The sequence below is a fragment of the Xanthobacter sp. YC-JY1 genome, from assembly GCF_021730305.1.
Lineage (GTDB): Bacteria > Pseudomonadota > Alphaproteobacteria > Rhizobiales > Xanthobacteraceae > Xanthobacter > Xanthobacter flavus.
On record NZ_CP032674.1, the window covers coordinates 4,331,681 to 4,356,705 of the forward strand.

20 protein-coding genes, 1 tRNA gene and 1 pseudogene are annotated in these 25,025 nt (G+C 67.7%); 2 read left to right on the forward strand and 20 right to left on the reverse strand.

Annotated features, from left to right (window positions below; genetic code table 11):
- Nucleotides 1-15 precede the first annotated feature (15 nt).
- The 12 genes from D7006_RS20355 to fmdA all read right to left on the reverse strand — a co-directional run bounded on the left by D7006_RS20355 (nt 16) and on the right by fmdA (nt 12,694).
- Complete coding sequence (locus D7006_RS20355; RefSeq protein WP_237354351.1) at nt 16-1,098, reverse strand: glycerol dehydrogenase; 1,083 nt, start codon at nt 1,096-1,098, stop codon at nt 16-18.
- The gene (locus tag D7006_RS20360) at nt 1,095-1,871 is read right to left on the reverse strand and encodes an SDR family NAD(P)-dependent oxidoreductase (RefSeq protein WP_237354352.1); all 777 of its coding nucleotides are present in this window, start codon (nt 1,869-1,871) and stop codon (nt 1,095-1,097) included. The genes D7006_RS20355 and D7006_RS20360 overlap by 4 nt, the downstream gene beginning before the upstream one ends.
- A gap of 19 nt (nt 1,872-1,890) precedes the next feature.
- Nucleotides 1,891-2,730: a carbohydrate ABC transporter permease gene (locus D7006_RS20365; RefSeq protein WP_229643324.1), complete on the reverse strand. Its 840-nt coding sequence runs from the start codon at nt 2,728-2,730 to the stop codon at nt 1,891-1,893.
- 7 nt (nt 2,731-2,737) lie between these two features.
- Nucleotides 2,738-3,598, reverse strand: coding sequence for a carbohydrate ABC transporter permease (locus tag D7006_RS20370; RefSeq protein WP_169123692.1), 861 nt, complete (start codon nt 3,596-3,598; stop codon nt 2,738-2,740).
- 154 nt (nt 3,599-3,752) lie between these two features.
- Nucleotides 3,753-5,081: an ABC transporter substrate-binding protein gene (locus tag D7006_RS20375; RefSeq protein WP_169123691.1), complete on the reverse strand. Its 1,329-nt coding sequence runs from the start codon at nt 5,079-5,081 to the stop codon at nt 3,753-3,755.
- Between the two features lie 50 nt (nt 5,082-5,131).
- Nucleotides 5,132-6,226, reverse strand: coding sequence for an ABC transporter ATP-binding protein (locus D7006_RS20380; RefSeq protein ID WP_237354353.1), 1,095 nt, complete (start codon nt 6,224-6,226; stop codon nt 5,132-5,134).
- Nucleotides 6,219-7,775 (reverse strand): xylulokinase, encoded by a 1,557-nt coding sequence (xylB, locus tag D7006_RS20385; RefSeq protein WP_237354354.1) that lies wholly within the window; start codon nt 7,773-7,775, stop codon nt 6,219-6,221. The genes D7006_RS20380 and xylB overlap by 8 nt, the downstream gene beginning before the upstream one ends.
- Nucleotides 7,765-9,270 carry an FAD-binding oxidoreductase gene (locus D7006_RS20390; protein ID WP_237354355.1) on the reverse strand — a complete coding sequence of 502 codons (1,506 nt, stop codon included), beginning with the start codon at nt 9,268-9,270 and terminating at the stop codon, nt 7,765-7,767. Before D7006_RS20390 ends, xylB begins: the two co-directional genes overlap by 11 nt.
- A 140-nt stretch (nt 9,271-9,410) precedes the next feature.
- The gene (locus tag D7006_RS20395) at nt 9,411-10,454 is read right to left on the reverse strand and encodes a LacI family DNA-binding transcriptional regulator (protein WP_237354356.1); all 1,044 of its coding nucleotides are present in this window, start codon (nt 10,452-10,454) and stop codon (nt 9,411-9,413) included.
- A 70-nt stretch (nt 10,455-10,524) separates the two neighbouring features.
- Nucleotides 10,525-10,830: an FmdB family zinc ribbon protein gene (locus D7006_RS20400; protein ID WP_229643319.1), complete on the reverse strand. Its 306-nt coding sequence runs from the start codon at nt 10,828-10,830 to the stop codon at nt 10,525-10,527.
- 48 nt (nt 10,831-10,878) lie between these two features.
- Nucleotides 10,879-11,397, reverse strand: a complete 519-nt coding sequence (locus D7006_RS20405) for an AmiS/UreI family transporter (RefSeq protein ID WP_237354357.1) — start codon at nt 11,395-11,397, stop codon at nt 10,879-10,881.
- A gap of 70 nt (nt 11,398-11,467) precedes the next feature.
- Entirely contained in the window at nt 11,468-12,694 is a 1,227-nt protein-coding gene (fmdA, locus tag D7006_RS20410) for a formamidase (protein WP_237354358.1), read from the reverse strand.
- Between the two features lie 269 nt (nt 12,695-12,963).
- On the opposite strand from fmdA, the gene D7006_RS20415 reads away from it, so the two are divergent.
- The gene (locus D7006_RS20415) at nt 12,964-13,677 is read left to right on the forward strand and encodes a winged helix-turn-helix domain-containing protein (RefSeq protein ID WP_237354359.1); all 714 of its coding nucleotides are present in this window, start codon (nt 12,964-12,966) and stop codon (nt 13,675-13,677) included.
- 6 nt (nt 13,678-13,683) lie between these two features.
- Here D7006_RS20415 and D7006_RS20420 read toward each other — a convergent pair whose 3' ends face one another.
- From D7006_RS20420 to D7006_RS20430, 3 genes are all read right to left on the reverse strand, one after another.
- Nucleotides 13,684-14,847 (reverse strand): response regulator, encoded by a 1,164-nt coding sequence (locus D7006_RS20420; protein WP_237354360.1) that lies wholly within the window; start codon nt 14,845-14,847, stop codon nt 13,684-13,686.
- Complete coding sequence (locus D7006_RS20425) at nt 14,837-17,491, reverse strand: ATP-binding protein (RefSeq protein ID WP_237354361.1); 2,655 nt, start codon at nt 17,489-17,491, stop codon at nt 14,837-14,839. The genes D7006_RS20420 and D7006_RS20425 overlap by 11 nt, the downstream gene beginning before the upstream one ends.
- Nucleotides 17,492-17,673: 182 nt before the next feature.
- Entirely contained in the window at nt 17,674-17,910 is a 237-nt protein-coding gene (locus D7006_RS20430) for a CoA transferase (protein ID WP_237354362.1), read from the reverse strand.
- Nucleotides 17,911-17,960: 50 nt separating this feature from the next.
- Between D7006_RS20430 and D7006_RS20435 the strand changes: the two are divergent.
- A pseudogene (locus tag D7006_RS20435) lies at nt 17,961-18,704 on the forward strand (transposase); the annotation flags it as partial.
- 87 nt (nt 18,705-18,791) lie between these two features.
- On the opposite strand, the gene D7006_RS20440 reads toward D7006_RS20435, so the two are convergent.
- The 5 genes from D7006_RS20440 to D7006_RS20460 all read right to left on the reverse strand — a co-directional run bounded on the left by D7006_RS20440 (nt 18,792) and on the right by D7006_RS20460 (nt 25,015).
- Nucleotides 18,792-18,881: transfer RNA gene (locus tag D7006_RS20440), tRNA-Ser, on the reverse strand.
- 410 nt (nt 18,882-19,291) lie between these two features.
- Nucleotides 19,292-20,140: a 2,3,4,5-tetrahydropyridine-2,6-dicarboxylate N-succinyltransferase gene (gene dapD, locus D7006_RS20445; protein WP_237354363.1), complete on the reverse strand. Its 849-nt coding sequence runs from the start codon at nt 20,138-20,140 to the stop codon at nt 19,292-19,294.
- A 57-nt stretch (nt 20,141-20,197) separates the two neighbouring features.
- On the reverse strand, nt 20,198-21,805 hold the full coding sequence (locus tag D7006_RS20450) for a peptide chain release factor 3 (protein WP_237354364.1): 1,608 nt from the start codon (nt 21,803-21,805) through the stop codon (nt 20,198-20,200).
- A gap of 118 nt (nt 21,806-21,923) precedes the next feature.
- Nucleotides 21,924-23,816: an autotransporter domain-containing protein gene (locus tag D7006_RS20455; RefSeq protein ID WP_237354365.1), complete on the reverse strand. Its 1,893-nt coding sequence runs from the start codon at nt 23,814-23,816 to the stop codon at nt 21,924-21,926.
- A gap of 236 nt (nt 23,817-24,052) precedes the next feature.
- Entirely contained in the window at nt 24,053-25,015 is a 963-nt protein-coding gene (locus D7006_RS20460; RefSeq protein ID WP_237354366.1) for a YafY family protein, read from the reverse strand.
- Nucleotides 25,016-25,025: the final 10 nt, after the last annotated feature.

Below are 25,025 nucleotides of genomic sequence, written 5' to 3' on the forward strand. Positions count from 1 at the left end.
TGCTATCCCATCAGTTCATTCCGCGCGCCTCAAGCCCGCGAGCGTGCGGAACGCATCCGCCAGCCGCTCCTTGGAAAGCGGCTGCACGAAGTTGCGAATATAGGGCGCGGTGTCCCAGGACACGGAGACGATGCCGTCCACCACCGCCTCGGTCTCGACGCCGAAATCCTCCAGCGCGCGCGGCAGGTTGAGGAGGGCGTAGAAGGCCAGCATGTCGGCCATGAAATCAGTGTCCCGGCCTTCCGCCAGCAGTTGCACCAGAAGCCCGAGGGCCACCTGCTCGCCATGCAGCGCCCGCGCCACCTCCGGCACCGTGGAGAAGCCACGGGTCAGCGAATGGGCGATGGACAGGCCACCGCTTTCGAAGGCGAGACCGGAGAGGAGGATGGTCGCCTCCACCACACGCTCCACCGCATCATCAGCCGCCTTGCGGGCGACGGCAGCCACCGCCGCCTCGCCGTCCGCGCGGATGGCACGGTAGCAGGCATCGGCGATGGTGACGGCGAGGCTGGTGGGGCGGCCCTTGAAGAAATTCAGCCCCCCGGCGCCAGCGCACTGCTCCACCTCGAACTTCTTGGACAGCGCATCGCCGATGCCCGCCACGAAGAAGCGCGCCGGCGCCTGGACGATGACGGACGTATCCACCAGCACCGCATCGGGATTGGCATCCATCAGCCGCACTTCGCTCAGTACGTGCTGGGCGGTGTAGACCACCACGAGGCGCGAGGTCGGGCTGTCGTTGGACGCGATGGTGGGCACGATGACGAGAGGCGTGCGCAGTGCGATCCGAACGCCCTTGGCGGTGTCGATAGCCTTGCCGCCGCCGACGCCGATCACCACATCCGCGCCCGCCGTCCGCGCCGCCGCGGCGAGTTTGTCGATCTCCGCTGCCGTGCATTCCCCGCCGAAGGTGGCGAAGGTTACCGTCTCGGCCTCCGCCAGCTCGGCCTTCAGGCGCGCGCCGAGCAGATCCATGACGATGGCATCGGCTACCACGAAGGGCCGCCGGCCGTGCAGGCGCGCCAGCGCGCCCAGTTCGCTCAGGGCATCCGGGCCCTGGATGTAGCGGGCCGGAGACCCGAACGCGCGCACGCTCATGCGTCACCCCAGTGGAAATCGCGCTTGCCGCCATCCATGCAGATCAAGGCGCCGTTGATGAAGGCCGCCTGCGTGGAGCACAGGAAGGCGACGAGCGCGCCCACCTCCTCCGGCTGGCAGAAGCGGCCGACGGGATTCTGTCCGGTGATCACCGCCCGCTTCTCCGGCGAGAAGGTGGCGATGAAATCGGTGGCCACATAGCCGGGCGCGATGGCGTTCACCGTGATGCCATCCGCACCCACTTCCTTCGCCACCGTGCGGGTGAAGCCGAGCACGCCGGCCTTGGCCGCCGAATAGTTGGCGACGCCCGGCCGCCCGCCGCCGGTGACATTCATGGACGAGGTGTTGACGATACGGCCGAAACCGTTCGCGCGCATCAGCGGAATGGCGTGCTTGCTGCACAGGAAGGTGCTGCGCAGGTGGGTGGAGACGATGATGTCGAAATCGTCGATCTCCATCTCCACCACACGCCGCCCGAGATGGCGCCCGCCGGCTCCGGCATTGTTCACGAGAATGTCGAGCCGCCCGAAGGCGACCGCCGCCGCTGCCACCACGCCGGCCGCACCCGCCTCGTCGGCCACATCGCCCGGCGCTGCCGCCGCCTCGTGCCCGGCCTGCCGCAGTTCCTCGGCGCAGCGGGCGGCGGCGTCCGCATCGATGTCGTTGATCACGATGCGCGCACCCTCGGCGGCGAGCCCAAGCGCCTCCGCCCGGCCGATGCCGCGCGCCGCGCCGGTGACAAGGGCGACCTTGCCCTGAAGTCCCAGATCCATGTCGGTCTCCGATTGTCGCTCAGCCCTTCACCGCACCCGCCCCGAGCCCCTGGATGAAATACTGGCTCAAGAGTGCGAAGGCGCCGAACAGCGGCAAGGCGATGAGGGTGGAGCCGGCCATGATCTCGCCCCAGCGCAGATCGAACGAGCCGACCATGGAGGCGAGCCCCACCGGCACGGTCTTGTTGGCGTCGGAGCCGATCATGATGAGGGCGTAGGTGTAGTCCGTCCAAGACAGGAGGAAGGAGAAGATGGCCACCGTAATCAGCCCCGGCAGCGACAGCGGCAGCACGACCCGCAGGAAGGCGCCGAGCCGCGTGCAGCCATCCACCATGGCCGCCTCCTCCAGCTCGAACGGCATGCTCTTGAAGAAGCCCCACAGGAACCACACGCCGAGCGGCAACGTGAGGGTGAGGTGGGAGACGATGACGCTGGTGAGCGTGTCGCCGAGCCCGAGCTTGGCGAAGATGGAGAACATGGGGATGGCGATGAGCAGCGGCGGGAACATGTAGGCGTAGAGCATCGCCCCCACGATGATCCCCTTGCCCCGGATGCGGTGGCGCGTGACCGCATAGGCGATCATGATCGAGAACACCATGGTCACCACCACCGTCACGGCCGCGACGATGAGCGAGTTCAGGAACTGGGAGGGATAATCCGTCAGTTCCAGAAGGTTGGTATAGTATTCCCAGGTGAACGGACCCGGCAGCAGAGACGTGGAATTGATGAGCGCCTGTGGTGCGCGGGTGGAGGACACCACCATCCAGTAGATGGGGAAGGCCGAATAAACAGCGATGAGGGCGGCGGCGGCATAGAGCGCCACTCGTCCGGCGAGCGAGCGGGGGGAGGAGCGAGTCATTCCGGCATCACTCCGTGTCAAGCGGGAACAAGCGGAAATAGATGAACACCACCAGCGACAGGATGGCGAAGGAGATGGTCGCCACCGCCGCGCCGCCGCCGATGTCGAACTGACCGAAGGCCTGCTTGTAGGACAGGATGGCGAGATGTTCCGTGGCGCCCACCGGGCCGCCCTGGGTGAGCAGCCAGATGACGTCGAACTTGTTGAACATCCACACCGCGCGCAGCAGCACGATCACCGTGAGGATCGGCTTCAGCATGGGCAGCGTGATGTGGAAGAAGCGCTGCACGGCGTTCGTGCCGTCCACCTTCGCCGCCTCGTAGAGGGAGGACGGCACCGTCTGCAGCGCGGCGAGGAAGGTGGTGGTGACGAAGGGCGTCCACATCCACACGCTCACCAGGATCACCGAGGCCATGGCGGCGCCCGGGCTCTCGAACCATTGCACCTGGGGCAGGCCGAGCGCGGACATCATGGTGGTGAGCACGCCGATGGAGCCGTCCACCATCCACTTGAAGGTCAGCACCACCACCACAGTCGGCAGCAGATAGGGCAGGATGGAGAGGCCGCGCACGATGTTGCGGCCGGGGAAGACCTGGTTGAGCACCAGAGCGAAGCCGATGCCCAGCACCACTTGGAAGATGATGGTGCCGAACGAATAGATGAACCCGTTGATGAGCGCGCGCCAGAACACCCACTGCGAAAGCATGCGCGTGTAATTGTCGAGCCCCGCCCATTTGGGCGCGCCGACGAAGGAATCCATCTGGTAGAAGCTCAGCGACACCGCATAGACCACCGGCGCCACGATGAGCAGTGCGGTCACGGCGAGGCCCAGGAAGAGGAAAGAATAGATCGTCGCTTTGGAGCTCACCTGCGGCGCCTCGCTGGAGCGGCTTGTGACCCTAAGGGGTCAACACGGGAACGCCCGGCCCGGGACCGGAGCTGTGTGAAAGGAATGGCCGGCAGGCCACGATCAGGGCAAAGCCTGCCGGCCTTGCGTCTTCGGGGAAGCCCTCAGGACGCAATCAAGAGGCGATGACCTGCCGCATGCGGTCGGCGGCGGCCTTCACGCACTCGGCGGAGGACATGCCCTTCAGCACCTTGTTCTGAAGCATCTCCGGGAACACGAAGGCCTCGAAGATCTTGCCCGGCTTCAGGCTCGGCGAGGGGCCCTGCGTGTCGATGGAGGTGAGGATCATGTTCTTGTCGGTGAGGAACGACTTCATCATCTCCACCGCCGCATTGTGCTTCTCGATGAGCGGATGGGCCCGCCAGCGCGCATCGTCATAGACATCGAGGCGCGGCGGCTGGAAGTGCAGCGGGGCGGTGTGCAGGAAGTTGATGTACTGGTTCTCCGTGAACCACTTCATGAACTTCATGGCCTCGTCGGACTGGGGCGTCTTCAGCACCACCCAGCCGTCATAACCGTGGTTCACCGCCTGATGCTTACCGGCGGAATCCATGTAGGGCATGATGCCGTACTTGTCGGCCAGCGCCGGGTTGTTGCGCTCGATGGTCTCGATGATCCGGCCCGCATAGGCCGTGTGCGCCACCTTGCCCGAGGTGAAGTTCGACAGCACCTCGCCGAAGCTCGCCTGGCTCGTGCCGGACGGCATGGTCTTGTAGAGATCGCCGAAGAAGTCGAGATAGCGGCTCGCGCGCGGCGCCATGTCCGCATTGTCGAAGATGATGTTCCACTTGTCGTCGAACAGCTGCACGCCCTCGGCCCACATGAAGCCGGGGGAGAGCCAGTTGGTGGCGCCGTTCGAGCCGATGGGGAACAGGGAGCCGGCTGTGCCGTCGCCGTTCAGCGCCTGGCTGTTCTTCAGGAAGCCATCCCAGGTCTTCGGAACCTCCAGCTTGTTCTTCTCGTAGAGATCCTTGCGATAATAGATCCAGGCGAGGTTGTAGTCGTAAGGATACCAATAGACCTTGCCGTCCACCGGGAACAGGATGTTCGGACCCCACTTGTACTTGTCCGTCAGCTCGTTGAGCGGCATCAGCTGCCCCTCGGCGGCGAGGATCAGCACATGGCCGACGAAGGCGAAGGTGGCGATGTCGTAGGGCGTGCCGCCGCGCAGCGAGGTCGTCACCTTGGTGAAGATGCCGTCCAGCGGAACGGAATCCACCACCACCTTGGTGCCGAACTGCTTCTCGTATTCGGCTGCCGCCACCTTCAGCGCGCGGATGCTGTCGATGGAGGTCTCGGCATTGAGGAAGCGGATGGTCTTGGTGCCCTGCGCGCGCACCACGGCGGGGGCCGCGAGCCCACCCGCGGCGATGCCGGCACTCAAGGCTCCTGCGCCCTTCAAAAGGGTCCGGCGTGATAGCCCGTCCTTCTTGATCTCGTCCATGGCGTTCTCCCGATCGTCTTGTTCTGCGTTCTTGTTTTCACTCGGCAAATTCAGGCGGCGGGCCGCCGCCCCACGTCCGCGTCGGCGCGGTTGATCCGCGCTCCGGTTTCCTTGGAGAAGACATGCAGCCGGCCGGGCCGGAACTGGATGGGAAGGGTCGTGCCGTTGCGTACCGCGTCGGTGCGGTCCATGAGCACGCGCAGGCGGACGCCCGCGACCTCGCCGATGCACAGCGTCTGCGCGCCGAGCTGCTCGATCACCGCCACATGGAAAGCGTGCGCGCCCGGCGCCTCGCCGACGCCGATGTGTTCAGGGCGGACGCCGAGAACCAGCGGCGTCCCCTCCGCAGCGGCGATGCCCGGCGGCAGCTCGATGGAGAGGCCGCCGGCCTTGAGCGCGCCGCGCTCCAGATGCCCCTCGATCAGGTTCATCTCGGGCGAGCCGATGAAGCCGGCCACGAACAAATTGGCCGGCCGGTCATACACCTCCAGCGGCGCGCCCACCTGCTGCACATGCCCGTCGCGCATGATGAGGATGCGGTTGGCGAGCGTCATCGCCTCCACCTGGTCGTGGGTGACGTAGACCATGGAGGTCCCCACCTCCTGATGCAGCCGGGCGATCTCCTCGCGCATGCGCACCCGCAGCTTGGCGTCGAGGTTTGAGAGCGGCTCGTCGAGCAGGAATACGTCGGGGTCGCGGACCAGCGCGCGGCCCAGCGCCACGCGCTGCATCTGCCCGCCGGAAAGCTGCTTGGGCTTGCGCTCCAGATAGGGATCGAGCCCCAGCATGGCGGAGGCGGACTTCACCCGGCGGTCGATCTCCGCTTTGTCCATCCGGCGCATCCTCAGGCCGAAGGCGAGGTTCTCGTAGATGGTCTTGTGCGGGTAGAGCGCATAGTTCTGGAACACCATGGCGATGTTCCGGTCCTTGGGCTCGAGGCGGGTCACGTCGCGCCCGCCGATCTCGATGGTGCCGGTGGTGATCTCCTCCAGCCCGGCGATCATCCGCAGCGTGGTGGACTTGCCGCAGCCGGACGGACCGAGGAACACCACGAACTCGCCGTCGCGGATGTGCAGGTCCACGCCATGCACGGCCACCTGCGCGCCGTAGGCCTTGCGGACCTTGTTGAGCCTGACTTCAGCCATGGGTGACCTGCTCCCGGTGCGCGGCAGCGAGGGCGCGCTCGTCCTGTACGAAGGCGTGGATGCGATGGTTGATCGGGGCGAGTGCCGCCTGGATGTCGCAATAGAGCCCGTGGCCACGTGCATAGAGCGCCGCGCGCTCGGGATCGGGCGTGGCGGTGGAGACGATGGCGACGCGGCGCGCCGCATCCGCCTCGTCGCGATAGGCGCCGACGCCGACACCGGCCAGCAAGGCCGCGCCGAAGGAAGCTTCCGCCACCGCCGGCAGCTCCACCTTCACATCCAGCACGTCGGCCACGATCTGCCGCCACAGGGCGCTCTTCGCCCCGCCGCCGGTGAGGCGGGCGGTGGAGAAATCGAGCCCCTTGGCGCGTAGCGCCATGAGGCAGTCCTTCAGCGAATAGGCGATGCCCTCATAGAGCGCCCGCGCGAAATGTCCCGGCCCGTGGTTGAAGCCGATGCCGACGAAGTCCGCGCGCAGCAGCGGGTCCCAGTGCGGACTGCGCTCGCCGTTGAGATAGGGATGGAAGAACAGCCCCTCTGCCCCCGGCCGCACGGCGGCGGCCAAGCGGTCCATCTCGCTAAAAACCTCGCCGCCGTCCTCGCCCGCGCGCTTGAAGAAGGTGTCGCGCAGCCATTTGTGGGCCGAGGCGCAGGAATTGGTGGCCGCGATCACATACCAGTGGTCCGGCATGATGTGGGGATAGTTGATGACCGTGAAATCCGGCCGGGGATGGCGGGAGAGCACGCTCACCGTCGCGGCAGTGGCGAGCTTCACCACGCCGAGGCCCTCGCCGGTCATGCCCGCGCCATAGGTTTCAGCCGCCGTGTCGGACGTGCCGCACACCACGGGCGTGCCCTCGGCGAGGCCGGTCTGCCGCGCGGCTTCCGCCGTCACCTGCCCCACCACCGTCTTCGGCGCCACGATGGGCGGCAACGTCTCCAGCGGCCAGCCGATCATCGCGCACAGTTCGGGAGACCAGCCTCCGGTGGAGGCATCGGCCATCAGGGTGCCGACCGCATCGATGGTGTCCGTCTCCCAGGTGCCGGTGAGGCGGGAGCGCAGCCAGTCCTTGGCGACGTAGAGGCGGCGCACGCGGGCGAAGGCTTGCGGCTCGTGCCGGCGCAGCCACAGCATCTGCGGCAGGGTCCAGGTGGGATTGGCGCGGTTGGCGCCGATCTCCAGGATGCGTGCATCCCATTGCCGGCGCAGGTCTGCCGTCTCGGGGCCGGAGCGCTGGTCGTTCCACAGGATGGCAGGGCGGATCACCACGCCGTCCGCATCCTCCAGCACCTGGGTATGGGCGCCGGCGGAGAAGGAGATGCCGAGCACATCCTGGGGCCGCGCACCGGCTGCCGCGAGGGCGCGGGGCACGGTCTCGCACACCGCGCGCCACCAGTCATGCGGGTCCTGCTCGCTCCAGCCGGGATAGGGCGCGGAGGTGGCGATGGGCGCGGACGCCTCGCCCGCCAGCGTGCCGTCGATGCGGATCACGCTGGTCTTCAGCGCCCCCGCGCCGAGATCGATACCGATGAGGAGATCAGCCGCCACGGCGCACGTCCACCGCTCCGGCAGCCGGGCGCAGGCCCAGCTTGCCGGGATTCATGAGGTTGCCCGGATCCAGCGTGTCCTTGATGGCCTGCAGGACGTCGAGGCCGACGCCCAGCTCCCGTGCCAGCCACGGGTTGCGGAACACGCCGACGCCATGATGGTGGGCGATGGAGCCGCCGTGGTCCAGCGTCAGCGACTGGATGGCCTCCCACAGCCGCGCATGGAGCGGCAGCGCCTCGGCTTCCGGCATGGGCGGCAGGCGGATGGTCATGTATTGGCAGGCGCCCTCGGGATAGATGTGCGACCAGTGCGCGCCGAAATGGATGTTCGGATAGATGGCCCGCACCGCCGCTTCCATGGCGGCATACATACCGGGAATGGCCGACCAGTTGCCGGTCACCTCGATGGTGTCGTTGTAATAGCCCGCCGCCTGCCACTTCTGCGAATAGGCGACGTAGCGGTTTTCCTTCCAGTGATGGTACGGCCCGTCCGGCGCGACCACCGCGCCCTGCGACTTGGCGATGGCGAGGCTCATCTCCTGTTCCGCGCTCACCATGGGCTCGGTGCCGGAAAAGGCGAACACGCCCAGGATGGGGCGCGTGGCGAATGCCTCCAGCCCCTGCGTGCGCTCCGCGCTTTCCGCCGCGTCGTAGAGACGGGCGATGGTCGGGCGCAGCTCCGCCTGCATGATGAGGCGGGCAGTCTCCCACGCCGCTTCCAGCGAGGGGAAGGCCAGCACCACGCCGCGCTCCACCTCGGGCTTCTTCCAGATGCGCAGCGTGACCTCGGTGATGATGCCGAACGCGCCCTCGCCGCCCACCATCAGGTCGCGGATGGAGGGGCCCACCGAGCGGCGGGCGAGCGGGCGCACCTCCAGCAGGCGGCCGTCCGGCAGCACCGCCTTGAGGCCGAGCACGATGTCCTCGATCTTGCCATAGCGGCTGGAGGCCTGTCCGCCGCCCCGGCAGGCGACCCAGCCGCCCACCGTGGAAATCTCGATGGATTGCGGAAGGTGGCCGCAGGTGAAGCCCTCGGCATTCAGCGCCGCCTCGAACTCGGCGCCGTTCATGCCGGCCTCGACGGTGACCATGGCGTTCTGCGGATCGACCGAGACGATCTTGTCCAGCCGGCGCAGGTCCACCATCACCTCATGGGCGAGCGGGATGGCCCCGCCCAGAACGCCGGAGCCGTTGCCGAACGGGATGAGCTGGATGGCGTGCTGCCGGGCATGGCGCACGATGGCGGCCACCTCGTCCGTCGAGCCGGGACGCACCGCGAGGCGCGGCATGACGCCGGCGAGCCGGCCGGAGCGGGCGCGGAAATTGGCGAAGGGCAGGCGGTCATGGGCATAGGCGCGCCGGTCTTCGTCGCCGGTGAGCACGTTGTCGCGACCGACCAGCGCGGCAAGGGCCTCCACCAGCCCCGCATCGGCGCCCGGCGCGTGGGAACCTTCAGCTTCGGCGATGTTGGTTTGGACGGCAGCTGGACCGGTCATAGGCACCTCTTTGGGCGAGAGGCACGGCGATGCGATCCCTTGCGGGCTCCCATGCTGGCGTCCTCCCGGCGTCGTTTCGATCTTGAACAATCGTTTGTTCAAAGCTGTCAGAGAAAGCCGGAGGCGTCAAGCGGGGATGTTCAGAGGGGTGCGGGGCCGGTGGACCCGCGCACCACGAGGGCGCCGGGCGGCAGCGGCGCCACCGGGGCCGGGTCTTCCCCGCCGAGGGCGCGGATGAGGAGGCCGGCGGCGACGCGGCCCATCTCCTCGGTGGGCATGGCGACGCTGGTGAGGGCAGGATAGAGCATGCCCGCGACCGGCGCGTCGTGCAGGCCGATGACCGAGATGTCCTCGGGAATGCGCAGGCCCGCCTCGTGCAACGTCGCCATAGCACCGGCAGCCGAGACGAGGGTGGCGGCCAGCACCGCGGTGGGATGTTGCGGCAGCAGCGCCCGCATGGCCTGTGTGCCGCCTTCGGCAGTGTAGCCCGCCACGCCCACGAGCGCTTCATCGAAGGCGATGCCGGCCGCCTCCAGCCCGTCGCGATAGCCCTGCAGGCGCTCGCGGGCATTGAAGCCGCCCTCGCGGCCGGCGAGATGGGCGATGCGCCGATGGCCGAGGGCGGTGAGGTGTTCCACGCCCTTGCGCGCGGCGGCGCGGCTGTCCAGCACCACCGAGAGGGGCGCGCCGGGCAGGATGCGGTTCATGAGCACGAAGGGCACCCGCGCGGCGGCGAGGTCCGTACGCAGGACCTCGTCGTCGTCGAGGCTCGCGACGAGCAGGCCGTCCACCCGGTTGGTGCGGGAAATCTTGGCGATGGTGGTGGCCGTCTCCCCCGGCTCGCGATGGGAGATGAGCAGCGAATAGCCGCGCTCGGCCGCCTCCAGCTCCGCCCCGCGGATGGCCGAGGCGAAGACCGGGTTGTCGAGCTGGGGCACCACGATGCCGAGCGTGTCCGTGCGCTGGGTCCGAAGCCCGCGCGCCAGCGGATTGGCGAGGTATTGCATATCCTCGGCGATCTTCAGGATGCGGACGCGCGTCTCCTCGCGCACCCGCTGGCTGGCCTCGCCCCTGAGCACGCGCGAGGCCGTCGACATATCGACGCCGGCCGCCCGCGCCACATCCGCCAATGTCACCCGCGCCATCCCGCCGGAGCCCCCCGCCAGATCTCCCTTGTCCACCATCCTCCAGGCACGGGCGTCTTTGCAAGGCGGGCGAAATGCCCCGCCGACCGAGCCGACGGGGCATGGCGTCTCAGTGGCCGAGCGACCAGCGCCGCTCGATGGGGGTGGGCTGCTTCTTGCGGGTGGCGCACAAGGAGCAGCCGCAGCCGGCGAGGTGCTCGCGCTTGACCACCTTGGGCTCGGCGGAGGTCTTCTCCGAGCGGTCGATGGCCCGGCGCAGCTTGCCGTCCATGGTGCCGAGGCGAGGCATCGCCATCTCGCGCGGCGCCTCGCCGCTGCAATTGGGGCAGCAGGCGGGCTGTTCGGCCGCGCTCATGGAGCCCCAGTCGTCGAAGGGCCCGCAGGCCTCGCAGGAATAGGTGTAGAGGGGCATCATCTGTCTCCCGGGGGAAACGGGCGGCCCACGGGCCGCCCGGATGGAACGTCAGGGGTTGAGCCAGCCCTGCAGCAGCGAGAGGCCGGGCACCCAGCCGGTGAGAATGCCGATGAGCACGGTGAAGGCGCCGGTGAACTTCAGGATCGGCTGCTTCATCGTCAGCAGCAGGAAGTAGCAGAACCAGAGCAGGCCCCAGCCCACCCAGTTCCACCCCATCCAGAGCCCGATGGACGTATCCGCCCCCCGCAGCGACTGGATCGCCACCGGTGCCACGGTGATGGCCACGAACAGGCTGAACCAGCCGAGCCCGCGTCCGTCCACCTTGGTCACGCGGTTGTAGGCCACCCAGAAATAGGTGGCGGTGAACAGCAGCGTCAGCGCCGCCCCCTTGATGGAGGCCGCATCCGCCGCCGGGTTGAAGGCCCAGTACGCGGAGATGGCGAGCGTGACGAAGCCCGACACCACGTTCACGACGATGATCTCGCGGTCCTCGATCTTGCCCAGCAGCCAGAGGCCGTTGAGCACCAGAACCGCGCCCACATAGAGCAGGCCAAGTCCAAGCAGCATGATGGATCTCCTCAGCCCCGGCCGGTCGCGCGGCCGGGGCGCCAGGGGTTGCTCCGAAAGTGCCTGGACTTCAGCTCGCGCGGGCGACGTCGACGCCCGAGACCTGCCGGGTGGGACCGGTGGAGTTCGGGTTGATGTCGAATTCGAAGATCTTCGTGGGGATGGCCACCGTCGCGCACACGTTCGGGATGTCCACGATGCCGGCGATGCGGCCCTCCACCGGAGCAGTGCCGAGGATGGTATAGGCCTGCTCGCCCGAATAACCGAACTTCTTCAGGTATTCGATGGCATTGAGGCAGGCCCGCCGATAGGCGACGTGGGCGTCGAGATAGTATTGCTCGCCGGTGTGCTCATCCACCGAGATGCCCTCGAAGATGAGGTAGTCGTCGAAGTGCGGATCGATGGGGCTCGGCTTGAAGATGGGGTTGATGACCCCGTATTTCGCCATGCCGCCCTTGATGAGGCCGACACCGATGTCGATCCATCCGGCCATCTCGATGGCGCCGCAGAAGGTGATCTCGCCGTCGCCCTGCGAGAAGTGAATGTCGCCCATGGAGAGGCCGCCGCCCTTCACATAGACCGGGAAGTAGCAGCGCGAGCCGCGCGACAGGTTCTTGATGTCGCAATTCCCGCCGTGCTCGCGGGGCGGCACGGTGCGCCAGCCTTCCGCCGCCGCCTTGTCGCGCAGCGCGCCGGTCATCTGTCCCATCAGGGCAGTGTCCGCATAGGGCAGCGCCGCAAGCGGCGGCACGCGCTGCGGATCGGTGGCGACGAGGGCGGCCTCGCGGCGGTTCGCCTCGGCCATCAGCTTGTGGTCGGGCAGGCAGCCGATCAGGCCGGGGTGGATGAGGCCGGGATAGCGCACCCGCGGCACGTGGCGGGAGGTGGTATAGATGCCGTGGAAGTCCCAGCAGGACTTCACCGCCTCGGGATAATGCTCGGTGAGGAAGCCGCCGCCGTTCTTCTTGTCGAAGAGGCCGTTGAAGCCCCATTCGGAACCTTCGATGGGGCCGATGTCGAGAATATCCACCACCATCAGGTCGCCCGGCTCGGCGCCTTCCACGCCGAACGGACCGCTCAGATAGTGCACCTTGGTGAGGTCAACGTCGCGCACGTCGTTGGCGCTGTCATTGTTGCCGATCTGCCCGCCGGTCCAGTCGTAGCACTCGACCCGGAACTCGTCGCCCGGCTTGAACATCTCGACCATGGGCAGGTCCGGATGCCAGCGATTGTGGGTCTTGATGGTCTGCTGCTCGGGCGCCTTGTTGAGGTCGATCTTGAAGACGGTCTTTGCCATGGACTTCCTCCTTGGAGGGTGCCGCGGCCTTCGCGCCGCTCTGCGGGCAGCCTTGAAGCCGCCACGCCCGCACCCTGCCCGGAAGCTAGGAAGCCCATGTAATCGGCCTTCGGCATTTGCCCAGCGCCCCATGTAAATTTTTGTAAGCGGCGGCGGCTTGCCCGCCCACCGCGCGCCGGGCGCGCTATTATCCGGGGGCGAAGCGGAGGCTCAGCGCGAGGGTGCACGGCGGGATGATGAACGAGGCTGCGCGCAGTCCGAGAATCCTGATGGTGGACGACGACCGCCGGATGTGCGGCTTCGTCACCAAATTCCTGGCGCGGGAAGGCTTCTGCGCGGATTTCGCGCTGGACGGCAGCGCCATGCGCGATGCGCTGGCGGCGACGCGCTTCGACCTCATCATCCTCGACCTCACCTTCCCGCGCGGGGAAGATGGGCTCTCCCTCGCCCGTGCGGTGCGCGCCGGCTGGGACATGCCGCTGCTCGTGCTCTCGGCCAAGTGCGAGACGGTAGACAAGATCGTCTGCCTGGAACTCGGGGCGGACGATTACGTGACCAAGCCGTTCGAGCCGCGCGAGCTGCTCGCGCGGGTGCGGGCGCTGCTGCGGCGCGCCAACGGCGCCATCCGCGCCCCGGCCCCCTCCCCTGCCCCTGCCGCGCCGCCGGCCGGCCATCACCTGATGTTCGGCGTCTTCCGGCTGGACCTCGACCGCCGCGAGCTGACCCGGCAGGACGGCGCCCGCGTGGCGCTGACCAGCCACGAATTCCGCCTGCTTGCCGCCCTCGCCGAGCGGCCCGGCCGCGTGCTCACCCGCGACCAGATGCTGGACCTCGTGGCGAACCGGCAATGGGCGCCGTTCGACCGCAGCATCGACGTGCTGGTCGGCAAGCTCCGCCGCAAGCTGGAGGATGGCGGCGGCGGGGAGATCATCAAGACCGTGCGTGGCGAAGGCTATGTCTTCACCCCGCCGGCGCCCCACTGACGCTTCTCAAGCGCCGCGCGTGGCCGCCGGCAGCAGCAGCGTGACGCGGGTGCCTGCGCCCGGCTCGCTCTCGATGACGAGGTTGCCGCCCGACTGCCGCGCGAAGCCGTAGACCGTCGCAAGGCCCAGGCCACTGCCGCTCTCCGCCGGCTTGGTGGAGAAGAAGGGATGGAACGCCCGCTCCACCACGTCCGGCGCCATGCCGCATCCGGCGTCCTCCACCACCAGCGCCACATAGGCGCCGGGCAGCATGTCATCCAGAAGCACAGGTGCGCCGGGAGCGAGTTCGCGCGGCTCGGCGCCGAGGCGGATGGCGCCCTGCCCGTCGAGCGCATCGCGGGCGTTGAGCATGAGATTGAGCAGGCTCGCTTCCAGCTGGCGCGCGTCGACGATGGCGTGGCACGGCTCACGCGCGACCTGCCGATCCAGCGCGATGCCGGCGCCCAGCGCGGCGTTCGCCTGGTGGATCACCTGGTCGAGCACATGGTCGAGATCCACGAGGCGCGGCAGCAGCGGCTGCGCCCGGCCGACGGCGAGCAACTGGCGGCTGGCGGCGATGCCTTCCTCGACAGCGCCGAGCGCATCCGCCACCAGCTCGCGCATCACCCCGCGATCACCCGACGGATCACGCAGCACCTCCTCCTGAAGCAACTTGAGATTGCCGCCGACCACGGCGAGGAGGTTGTTGAAGTCGTGGGCGATGCCCGCCGAGAGCCGCCCGATGGCCTCCAGCCGCCGGCTGCGGCGCAGCAGCTCCTCCGCCTGCGCCCGCTCGTGGGCCAGCGCGTGGCGATCGAAGCAGCGGCCGAGGGTGGCGAGAAGGTCGTCGGGATCGAACGGCTTGCAGACATAGTCATAGGCGCCGGCCTGCAATGCCCGGATCGCGGTGGGCACCGAGGCATAGGCCGTCACCATCACCACCAGCAGGTCCGGCCGGATGCGGCCGAGTTCCGTGGCGAGGGCGACCCCGTCCTCCCGCCCGAGGCGGATATCCACCAGCGCGACGCCCGGCGCCTCCGCCGCCATGGCTTCCACCAGCGCCTTCGCGCCCGCGCCGTCATGGGCGACGGCGATGACATAGCCTTCCATCTCCAGCAGGGCGGCGAGGCTGCCGGCGAAGTCCTGGTCGTCGTCCACGATCAGGACGCGTCGTTCCTCCCTACGCGGCATCGGCATGCTCCCCGGCAGCCGGCAGCGTGATGTCGACGCGCGTGCCCCTGCCCGGCTCGGAGCTGATGGAGACGCTGCCGCCGTGGCGCTCGGTGATGCGCTTGACCAGCGCCAGCCCGAGACCAAGACCGAACGGCTTGGTGCTGAACAGCGGCTCGAACAGGCGCCGGCGCACCTCGTCATCCATGCCCACGCCATTGTCGGTGACGGTGATGCGCACCCGCTCGCCCTCCGCCGCGGTGGCGATGGCGACGCGTCCCGGTGGTGCCCCGGCGGGACGTTCCAGCACGGCCTGCATGGCGTTCTGCACCAGATTGACGAGCACCTGCCGGAGCCGCTCGCCGTCCGCCTCGATGATGCGGTCGCAGTCGAGGTCCAGCGCCAGCTCGACGCCGGACAAAGCGCGCAGGTCCGACGCCTGCTCGGCGATCCAGGCATCGAGCGCCAGCGGAACCATGCTGACATCGGGCCGGCGGGAGAATTCCAGCAGGTCCTCGATGATGCGCACGCAGCGCCGCACGTTGCGCTGGATGCGGTCCAGCTCGCCCCGCTCGCGATCGCCGGACAGGGTACTGGTCCGCTGCAGCACCGCAACGGAGGTGGCGAGCGTTCCCAGCGGGTTGCGCAGTTCGTGGCTCACCGTCGCCGTCAACTGGCCGATGGCGGCAAGGCGCTCGCTGCGCGTCAGTTCCTCCCGCGTCTCGTTCAGCTTCTCCAGCGAGCCGACGAGGTTGCGCTCGGCGAGTTCCCGGCTCTCGTTGGACAGCACGATCCACCACGCGCTGATGGCGAGCAGCGGGAGCATGGCGAGGAACACGCGCAGCAGCAGCCCGCCATTGTCCAGATGCGGTGTCTCCGCTCCCGGGTCGATCAGCCGGTAGGTGAGCAGGAACAGCGCCGCGGTGACCACCGTGAGGGCGACGAGGACGCCACCGACCTTGAGGAGGCGCTGGGGCATGTGCGGCGCGATGCGCCGTCGGAACCCCTCGCCGAAATAGCGCGAACGGGAGCTTTCGAGGTCCTGATGCGACTTCTTGCAGGCGTCGTGGCAATGCGCGTCGAGGCTGCAGCAGAGCGAGCAGATGGGACGCTCGTAGAAGCTGCAATAGGCCATGTCGTCCCGCTCGTAGCCGTGATCGCAAATCTCGCAGCGCAGGACGGGCCCGGTGCCCTGCGCCAGCGAGGCATCGACGGGCGGGCGGGCGAGATAATAGCGCCCGCGCGTGGCGAAGCCGATCGCGATGGCGGTTAGGAAGGCGATGAGGAAGGAGAGCGGCGCCGCATAGGCCTCGACGGCCGGACCGAAGACCCCGGTGAAGGCGAGGAGGGAGATCAGCGAGCCCGCCGCCATGCCGCCGCAGCCCACCGGGTTGAAATCGTGCAGGTGGGCGCGTTTGAACTCGATGAAGCCGGGGCTGACCTTGAGCGGCTTCAGCACCAGGAGATCCGCGATGATGGCGCCCACCCACGCCATGGCGATGTTGGAATATACCGCCAGTACCACATCCAGCGTCTCGAAGATGCCGAGCAGCATCAGCAAGAGCGAGATGAGGATGTTGAACACCAGCCACACCACCCGCCCGGGATGGTAGTGGGTCACGCGGGAAAAGAAGTTCGACCACGCCAGCGAGCCGGCATAGGCGTTGGTCACGTTGATCTTCACCTGCGACACCAGCACGAACAAAGTGGCGCAGAACAGGGCCAGCGCCGGATTGTCGAAGACGTGCTGGTAGGCCACGAGGTACATGTAGATGGGCTCAAGCGCCGTCTGGTGCGGCAGGCCGGCGCCGAGGACGAGCACCGCGAGCAGACCGCCGGCGAGGATCTTCAGCCCGCCGATGACGATCCAGCCCGGCCCCGCCATCACCACCGCGCCCCACCAGGCGAGCCGGTTCGAGGCCTTCTTCTCGGGCAGGAAGCGCAGATAGTCCGCCTGCTCGCCGATCTGCACCACCAGCGAGCACATGACGCTCACCGCCGCGCCGAAGGCCAGCGCATCGAACCCGGACGATCCGGTGTCGCGGCCGACGAAGCGGGTCCACGCCGCGACCTCGTCCGGCGCCTTCAGCCAGATCATCACGAAGGGCAGCACCATCATCGCCAGCCAGAGCGGCTGCGTCGCCATCTGCAGCCGCGAGATCATGGTGATGCCCATGAGCGTGACGGGGATGATGACGAGAGACGACATGATGTAGCCGAGCACGAGCGGCAGATCGAAATAGAGCTTCAGCGCCTGCGCCATGATGGCGCCTTCCAGGGCGAAGAAGATGAAGGTGAAGCTCGCATAGATCAGCGAGGTGATGGTCGAGCCGATATAGCCGAACCCCGCCCCGCGGGTGAGCAGATCGAGGTCGATGCCGTATTTGCTGGAGTAATAGGCGATGGGCAGGCTGGTGACGAAGATGAACACCGACACCACGAGGATGGCGAGGCTCGCGTTCGTGAAGCCGTAGTTCAGCGTGATCGAGCCGCCGATGGTCTCCAGCGCCAGAAAGGAGATGCCGCCAAGCGCGGTGTTGGCGATGACGAAGGGCGACCAGCGACGGAAGGACCGCGCCGTGTAGCGCAGCGAATAGTCCTCCAGCGTCTCGTTGGCGATCCAGGAATGATACGACCGCAGAGCGGGCAGTTCGGGCGTTTCCAACGCGTTTTCACCTTGTTATTGCCTCCAAGGCTAGAGGTTCGCGCACGCAGAGGCCAGCCCCTCCGTCCGCGTGTCGCGCCGGTGCCCACAGCCGCCGCCGGCGAGGGCGGTCCAGACAGCCTCGACGCTGTCGGAAAGGTGCGTGCAGAGGCAGAAACCCCGGCAATATCAAGCGACAGCGGTCACGCCTCCCCGCCGCATATGACACCCGCTTTTTTCAGGTCCTGATACTCTCCGGGGGACATCCCGATCTCATCAAGCAATTCGCGATTGTGCTGTCCCAGCCGGGGAGCCGCCAGCCTGATGGAACCGGGCGTCTGGTCGAGCCGCGGCACCACATGGTGCATCGGCAGCTGGCCCATCTCGGCGTCCGGATAGTCGGTGAGCAGTTCGCGTTCGGTGACATGGAGATCGGCCATGCTTGATCTGATCCCCGAACACTGGATCGTTCGGAGTTGAGTTTTCCGCACTGTCATCCCTTGGCCGGGAGGAGCGGAAGACGACGAAGGCATCGAAGTTTTCGGAGGCCCAGAAGGCGTTCATTCTCAAGCAGGGCGCCGATGGGATGCCGGTGGCGGACATCTGCCGCCGGGCGGGCATCAGCCAGGCGACCTATTTCAACTGGAAGAAGAAGTACGAGGGGATGGCGCCGCTGGAGATGCGGCGGCTGAAGCAGCTTGAGGACGAGAACGCCAAGCTGCGGAAGCTGGTGGCGGATCTGTCCCTCGACCGGGAGATGCTGCAGGACGTCATCCGCCGAAAAATGTAAGGCCTGGTCGCAAGCGCGAGCTCGTCGATGCGGTGCGCAGCGAGTGGCAGGTGTCGATCCGGCGGGCCTACGCGATCCTTGAGGTGGACACCTCGACCTATCACTACAAGCCTCATCGACCCGACCAGGCCGGCCTCGCAGCACGGATCAAGGCGATCTGCGAGACCCGCCGTGCGCTACGGCTATCGACGGGTCCAGGTCCTGCTCAGACGGGAGGAATGACATGTCAATCAGAAGCGAACCCGCCGGACCTACAATGAGTTGGGCCTCCAGTTGCGCAACAAGACGCCGAAACGCCGGGTAAAGGCGAAGCTGAGAGAAGACCGAACTCCGGCGGCGCGGCCGAACGATGTCTGGGCGATGGACTTCGTCCACGACCAGCTCGCCACCGGCCGCAAGATCGGCGTGCTGACCGTCGCCGACACCTTCTCGCGGTTCTCGCCGCCTTGTGTAGCAGGCGTGTGTAGCAAGCGACTTCGTAAGCTCTTGATCTTGCGTATCAAACAGGGATTTCAATGCGTTAGGGGAAACTGGCGGAGAGAGAGGGATTCGAACCCTCGATACGGTTTCCCGTATACACGCGTTCCAGGCGTGCGCCTTCAACCACTCGGCCACCTCTCCAGCCGCATGCGCCAAGCGCAAGCAGAACTTTACTCGGAGATGGCCGCCGAAGGCGATCTGTGCGCCTTCAAACACTCTGCCATCCCTTCAGCCGCATGCGCCAAGGCACACGCGGAATATCGGGGTTACGATCTTGAGGCGGGCTGGTTGAAGGCCCGCAATCCCGTCGCCCCTGTTTCCAGCCATCGCCGCAGGGGCGGGGCCGGGTCTCGCCGGTCGTCTCCAAGAAGGCTCGGGGAAGGGAGCGTGCCGCGAGGGCGGCGCATCCAGGCGAGGCGGCGGAATATAGCGGCTCGGCCTTGGTTGGCAAGCCGGAATCTCCGCCTTGCCAACAGGTCGCATCCGCCGCGCCACAGCCCCGGCAGGGCGGCGGCAAATACCGCCGTGGCCCCTCCCCGGCCGGCGCGATCTCAGTCGCGCAGAAGGTCGTTGATGGAGGTCTTGGAACGGGTCTGCTCGTCCACCCGCTTCACGATCACCGCGCAATAGAGCGAGGGGCCGGGCGTGCCGTCGGGCAGCGGCTTGCCGGGGAGCGCGCCGGGCACCACCACGGAATAGGCCGGCACCTCGCCGATGAACACTTCGCCGGTCTGCCGGTCGATGATCTTGGTGGAGGCGGAGATGAACACGCCCATGGAGAGCACGGAGCCGCGGCGCACCACCACGCCCTCCACCACTTCGGAGCGAGCGCCGATGAAGCAGTCGTCCTCGATGATCACCGGGCCGGCCTGAAGCGGCTCCAGCACGCCGCCGATGCCGACGCCGCCGGAGAGATGCACGTTCTTGCCGATCTGCGCGCAGGAGCCGACGGTGGCCCAGGTGTCCACCATGGTGCCCTCGCCCACATGGGCGCCGAGATTCACGAAGGAGGGCATCAGCACCACGTTGGGGGCGATGAAGGCGGAGCGGCGCACCACGGCGCCGGGCACGGCGCGGAAGCCGGCGGCGCGGAACTCGGTCTCACCCCAGTTGGCGAACTTGGAGGGCACCTTGTCCCACCAATGGGCGCCGCCGGGGCCGCCGGGAATGGCTTCCATGTCGTTCAGGCGGAAGGAGAGCAGAACGGCCTTCTTGAGCCACTGGTTCACCGCCCAGGCGCCGTTGGCACCCTGCTCGGCGACGCGGGCGGCGCCGCTGTCGAGGAGGGTGAGGGCCTCGTTCACCGCGTCGCGCACGGTGCCGGTGGTGGCAAAGCCGATCTCGGCGCGCTTCTCGAAGGCGTCGTCGATGATTGCGGAAAGGCGGGCGGCGTCGGTCATGTCATCCTCCGGTGGGGCAGCGTCGGCGCGCGCCCGGATATCAGTGCGGGAAAGGGATCAGGCGCGTTCCTTGACGGCCACGAACTTCAGCTTGGGCCACTCCTCGATGGCGCGGTCCAGCACCCACTGGCTGCGGGCGAGATAGACCGGCGCCTCGTCGCGGTCGCGCGCGGTGGAGGAGCGGTTGAGTTCCAGGAAACGCTCCACCTCGGTCCGCTCGCCGACGATCCAGCGGGCGGTGACGAAGGAGGTGGTCTCGTAGCGGATCGGCACGCCGTATTCCTTCTCCAGCCGCGCGGCGAGCACGTCGAGCTGGAGGGTGCCGACCACGCCGACGATGGGCGCGGGATCGCTGACGGGTTTGAGCACCTGCACGACGCCCTCTTCCGCCATGTCCTGCAGCGCCTTCTGCAGCTGCTTGGCCTTCATGGGGTCGGAAAGCAGCACGCGGCGCAGGATTTCCGGGGCGAAGTCCGGCAGGCCCTCGAACTTGATGCTCTCGCCTTCGGAGAGGGTGTCACCCACGCGCAGCATGCCGTGGTTGGGAATGCCGATGATGTCGCCGGCCACCGCCTCGTCCACCGTCTCGCGCTCCTGGGCGAAGAAGAAGATGGGGTTGGCGATGGCCATGTTGCGCTTCTCGCGCGGGTTGAACAGCTTCATGCCGCGCTTGAAGCGGCCGGAGCACAGGCGCACGAAGGCCACGCGGTCCCGGTGGTTCGGGTCCATGTTGGCCTGCACCTTGAAGACGAAGCCGGAGACGAGATCCTCGGCCGGCTCCACGGTGCGGTCGCCGGCGGCGGACCGCGGCAGGGGGCTGGGGCCGACGGAGCCCAGGCCGAACAGCAGTTCGGCCACCCCCGCCTCCTTCAGCGCCGAGCCGAAATAGACCGGCGAGAGATGGCCCTCGCGGAACGCCGCGAGATCGAACGGCGGCAGCACGCCCAGCGCCAGCGTCAGGCTCTCCACCGCCTCGTTGAGGATGCGCTCCTCCACCCCGTCGAGACCGATCAGGTCCTCCGGCGTCTCGAACGGCACCTCGCGCACCAGCGGGCCGCCGCGCTCGGTGGCGAGCAGCGCGCGCTTGTTGGCGATGTCGATGAGGCCGCGGAAATCCACGCCCATGCCGATGGGCCAGGTCAGCGGGGTGAGGTCCAGCGCCAGGGTGGAGGACACCTCGTCCATCAGCGCGATGGGGTCGAGGCTTTCCCGGTCCACCTTGTTGACAAAGGTGAAGATGGGGATGTCGCGCAGGCGGCAGACTTCGAACAGCTTGCGGGTCTGGCTCTCGATGCCCTTGGCCGCGTCGATCACCATCACCGCCGCGTCCACGGCCGAGAGGGTGCGGTAGGTGTCTTCCGAGAAGTCCGAGTGGCCGGGCGTGTCGAGCAGGTTGAAGACGATGCCGTCACGCTCGAACGTCATCACCGAGGAGGTGACGGAAATGCCGCGCTGCTGCTCGATCTCCATCCAGTCCGAGCGCGTGCGGCGGCGCTCGCCGCGCGCCTTCACGTGGCCGGCCATGCGGATGGCGCCGGAGGCAAGCAGAAGCTTTTCCGTCAGCGTGGTCTTGCCGGCGTCCGGATGGGAGATGATGGCGAAGGTCCGCCGGCGGGCAAAATCGGGCAGGTCCGCGAGGGCGGCGTTGGGCGTCTGGTCGAGCATGGGCGCCTTATAAGGGCAAATCGCGCGCCATGAAATGCCGTGTTGAAACGGCATCGGGGCACGGCGCCGCGCACCGCACCCCGATCCTGCGAGAATGGCCCCCGGCGGGGCCTGAGCCTCAGAACTTGTAGACGATGCCGCCGTTCACGTAGGCACTGGACACCTGGTCCTGGCCGAGCTGCTCACCCACGGTGAAGTTGCACGACAGGCCGTTGGCCGCCTCCACCGTGAGACCCGCCGCGAGGTTGGTCCACGAGCGGCCCGGCTGGTAGACCGGCATGGCGAAGGTGACGGGGGCGGTGAGCAGGCCGGCGGTGACGGAGCGGTCCTGGTTCAGGAAGTCGTAGTTCCAGCTCGCCTGCACATTGGGACGGATGGTGACGCCGGACACCACGAAGGCATAGCTCGCCTGCCCGCCGAGGGTCACATAGAACAGCTCGCGCAGCTGGTTGCCGAACGACATGGCGCTGGAATTGCCGGCGGTCTCCGCATAGCCGTCCACCGTCGCCTGCTGGTAGGTGAGCTGCGCCAGCGGCGTGAGCGTCGCCTGGCCGAAGGTGAAGTCGTAGCCGGTGGCGAGGCGGGCGCCGTAATAGACGCCGCTGGTATTGCCCATGTCGGTGCGCAGGGACGCGCCCAGCGCGAACTGGCGCTGGATCGAATTGTAGTCGATGGAGCCGATGGTGCCGGAGAGCTGGGCGAAGGCGCCGCCGAAGCGGGCATTGGCGTAGATCGTGCCGTTGAACATGTCGGCGTCGTAGCCGCCGCTCAGCGCGCTGAAATTGTAGCTGCCGCTGGCATAGCTCAGCAGGGCGCCGACGCTGATGCCGTTGCCGAAGCCGTATTCCAGGCCCACATAGCCGGCCGTGGCGCTGCCGTCCGAGCCGGAATGGTCGCGGGTCGGGTCGAGGCTGTAGGTGCTGTAATCGATGTTGGTATAGAGCTGGAAGCCCTTGGGCGTGCCCGTGCCGATGCGGGTGTCGAGGGTGCGGTAGATGCCGCGGCCCACATAGATCGGGCTTTCCGCCAGCATGCCGATGAGGCCGGGCGCATCGATGATGGACTCGATGTACTCAGCCAGCAGCGCATGGCCGGCGGGGGTCGGATGCACGACGTCGGCGAAGAGGTAGTCGTTCTGCGCGTTCGGGGCCACGAGGGTGTTCGTGGTGCAGGTGATGGAGAATTCCTGCTGGCAGGCCCGGTCGGTCACGTTGGTGAAGCCGTACATGTGCGGGTTGGCGATCACCTCGTTCACCAGCGCATAGTCGTCCACGAAGATGATGTTCGAGCCGCCAAGGTGGCGCAGGTCCTTGTAGAGGGTCGCGTTGTAGGCGGTGACGGCGGCGCTGAAGAACGGCCCCTCGGGCAGCACGCCGGTGACGGGCGCCTTGGAGATGTCCGGCAGGTTCGGCACGATGATGTAGCGCGCGCCGGCCTTCGAGAGCGTGTGGATGTTTTCCACGTGCTGGTTGGCGGCCGCCACCACATGCTCGATGGCCTTCTCCTCGCTGATGACGCCGAGGTCGAGCAGGATGGCCTGGGTGAAGATGTCGTTGGCGCCCGCCCACATGGAATAAAGGGCGTTCGGCCGGGCCACGCCGCCGGTGGAATCGAGATAGGCCTCGAGCTGCTGCGTCTCGCCGAGGGTATTATACTTGTAGGCCAGGCACTTGGGGATGGCATAGCCCGAATCCACGCAGGCGCCGCCCTGGGCGTAATTGTTGCCGCCCACCACCGTGCTGGTGCCGTTCACCGTGTCGATGGCGAGATAGGGCGAGACGTCGAAGCCGTAATGCTCGCCCACCCGCATGTCCCACACCTGGCCGGGGTTCACCGTGAACCGCACCGACTGGAGCTGGCCGTCGATCACCACATAATAGGTTCCCGCGTCGCTCAGGCTGTCGCCGAACACGTAGAAACTGGAGAATTCGTGCGCCTGGGCGGTCTCCAGCGCGCCGAACGAGACGGTTGAAAGCAACGCGGCAAGGGCAATCGACGAACGTGAAATCATGCTGTGTCCCCCCAAGGCAGCCCCCTTGGAAGGGCGATGGTCCCCGCCAGACTGTGAGAGGATACCGCCCGATCCCGCCGCAGAGGACCACGGCCAAGGTCGTGTTTCCACCAGGCCAAGCTGCCGCTTGTTCAATTTTGGCGATGTGATGCCGGCCCGACACACCCCAGCGTCGCCGGGGCGGGTGGCGGCGACCGGCCGGACACGCCTGAATCGCAGCCATCGCGCCGCCTCGCTCAGGGCGTGTAGCGCTGCCGCATCTGCTCCAGCGTCTGCGTCACGCGCGCCCGCAATTCCGGCGGTTCCAGCACCTCGGCCTCCGCGCCGAAGCGCATCAGCTCGCTCGAGGCCTCCCAGAGCGAGCCGACCCGTAGCGTGACGACCCGCCAGCCCTCGGCGTCCGGCTCCCCCACCACCATGCCCGCCCGCGAGAAGCTGGGGGTGACGTGCTCCAGCATGCGCAGGCCGAGGGGCGAGAGGCGCACCGTCGCCCGGTTCGGGTACATCTCCGCCTCCAGCCGCCTTGTGCTCTCGCCCCACCAGGCGGCGAGGTCGAAGCCGACAGGCGGCTCGAACCGCTCGGCAAGGGGCTCCAGCTCCCGGATGCGGCCGATGCGATAGGTCCGCACGCTGCCCTCGACGGAGCCGACCAGGTACCAGGCGCCGCTTTTCAGCACGAGGCCGAGCGGCGCGACGCGCCGGCGCTTCTCCGCCCGCCAGGACTGGTAGCGGATCTCGATGAGGTGCTGCTCCCACGCCGCCGCCGCGACGGCCTGGAGGAAGGGCGGCTCCTCCGCCTCATAGAACCAGCCGGGCGCATCGAGGTGGAAGCGCGCCCGCATCCGGGCGGCGGCGCTGCGCAGGTTGGCGGGCAGGCCGGCAGTGACCTTGGTCTGCGCCGCGGCCAGTACCGCGCCAAGCCCGAGGGCGGTGGCCGCGTCGCCGAGGCCGGAAAGGAACAGCGCCTGGGCCTCCTGCGCGGAGAGGCCGTTCAGTCGCGTGCGATAGCCCTCCAGCAGCCGGTAGCCGCCGCCCGCGCCCCGCTCGGCATAGACGGGCACGCCTGCCGCGCTCAGGGCGTCGATATCGCGATAGATGGTGCGCAGCGAGACCTCGCACTCCTCCGCGAGGGCCTGGGCGGTGACCGCGCCGCGGGCCTGGAGCACCATGAGGATGGAGAGGAGGCGGCTGGCACGCATGTGGATAGAG